Consider the following 1,937-nt stretch of genomic DNA (forward strand, 5'->3'; position numbering starts at 1 on the left):
CGGCGTGCAGGGTGCCCGCGCCGGGCAGGCGGCCATCGGCGGGCGGACGCAGCAGGGCCTCGGCATGGCGGCGCACATGGTCCACGATGCTGTCGGCGGAATCCAGCACATCGTCGCGCTTGTGGCGCCACACGTTCAGCACGCGCGGCACCAGGTCCATCAGGCCGATGCGACCGGGGCGCGAATGCTTGGCCAGATAGGTGGCGGCGAAAAAGGGGCGCCCGTCGGGCAGGGCGATGATGGTCAGCGGCCAGCCCCCGGTGCCGGTCAGTATCTGGCAGGCGGCCATGTAGGCGGCGTCGATGTCCGGGCGTTCCTCGCGGTCCACCTTGATGCACACGAAGGCGTCGTTGAGCAGGCGGGCCACCTCGTCGTCCTCGAACGATTCGTGGGCCATGACGTGGCACCAGTGACAGGTGGAATACCCCACGCTGATGAACAGCGGCCTGTCCTCGTCACGGGCGCGTTGCAGGGCCTCGTCGCCCCACGGGTGCCAGTGCACGGGGTTGTCCGCGTGCTGGAGCAGGTACGGGCTTTTGGAGGCGGACAGGCGGTTGCCCGCCAACATGGTGACAGCCGGAATGGTGGCGGCGTGACTGGCGGCTCCCTTTTCTGGGGTGTCGCGCATCCCGGCAGGCGTGGTGGACTTTCCGGAGAGGTTGGACATGACATATCCCCCTTGCCCCTTTGCCCTGTGGTGTCGCGGGCGGTGAACGGCCGTGACGGCGCCCGGCCCCGGTGTCGGACCGTCCGCCGCGCGGACGCCCCGTTCCCCTCCCGAAGGCGTGCACTGGCCGGGTGTCCATGGCTCGCGGCAGCAGGCGAATGGAGACACCCGTCCTTACCCATGCCCTATCAGACTCGCGCCATGCGGGCAACGTGGCTGCAAAAAAAGAAAAGACCCGCAACACGGCCCGTCAAGAGCAGGGGCGGCACATGAAGGCAGGGTCAGGGACGGACGGCGCAAGGCCGGGCGGCAAGGCCGGGCGCGGTCCGTTGCGAATACCGCCCGATGGCGGCAAGGCGATGCGGATAAATGCAAACCAGGAGCACAAGCCACGACGCGGTCCGCCCGCCAGCCAGAGCCCACCTTTTGCGGAATGCTTGCGGCATGGCGCCGCATCCTGTAGGTTTCCGCAACGCTTTACCATACCTCAGACCATGCCCCGACCATGCGCTACTGATCATGCGCCCCTTCCCCCGGCGCGAGGACCGACATGCGGGTCATTCCCTTACGGCAACGCCTGTTGCTGCTTCTTGCCATCCTTTCGTCCCTGGCGCTGGTCGCGCTCGGGACGTTCTCCTACGTACGCGCCAAGAACATCATGCGGCACGGGGCAGAATCGGCCATGGCCCTTCAGGCGGACACCCTGGCCAACGCCATCGTCAGCCAGTACGCCGGGGAATACGCCCGCGCCGTGGGCAGCCTGCGCCAGGATCCGCGCATGGTGGCCTGCCTTTCCGGGCGGCCCTACGACCATCAGGGACTGATGGCCAGTTGGGCCAGCTTCCTGCGGCAACGGCCCGAAGCCTACTTCGCCTACTTCGCGGACATGTCCGGAAGGGTCCACGCCATCCAGCCCCCGCGCGAACTGCCTCCCGACTTCGACGCCAGGACGCGCCCGTGGTTCCGCAGGGCCATGGAGCACCCCGGCGTGGTGGGCTGGTCCGACCCGTACTCCGAATTCATCACCGGCAAGACCGTGGTCAGCACCGTGGCCACCGTGGACGATCCGGCGGGCGGCAGGCCGCTGGGGGTGCTTGGCCTGGACATCACCACCGACGGACTGCGGAACATCCTTTCCGGCGTGGCCCTGCCCTCGGGCAGCGGGCTGCTGGTGCTGACCGCCAAAGGGCACCCCGTCACCGCCACCGGGCTTGGGGCCGCGCTGGCCGACCGCGTGGACACCACCCCCCTGCGCAACCTGGCGCGCGGC

2 protein-coding genes are annotated in these 1,937 nt (G+C 68.7%); one reads left to right on the top strand and one right to left on the bottom strand.

Translation table 11 applies throughout. The annotated features are described in order from the left end of the window. Positions 1-568 (bottom strand): thioredoxin domain-containing protein (locus FVW20_RS13860; RefSeq protein ID WP_196610077.1); only part of this gene is annotated, 568 nt, incomplete at its 3' end. Positions 569-1,217: 649 nt separating this feature from the next. On the opposite strand from FVW20_RS13860, the gene FVW20_RS13865 reads away from it, so the two are divergent. Continuing rightward, positions 1,218-1,937, top strand: a 720-nt coding sequence (locus tag FVW20_RS13865) for a cache domain-containing protein (RefSeq protein ID WP_196610076.1), incomplete at its 3' end; no start/stop codon positions are given.

The organism is Nitratidesulfovibrio oxamicus, from assembly GCF_015731765.1.
Lineage (GTDB): Bacteria > Desulfobacterota > Desulfovibrionia > Desulfovibrionales > Desulfovibrionaceae > Cupidesulfovibrio > Cupidesulfovibrio oxamicus.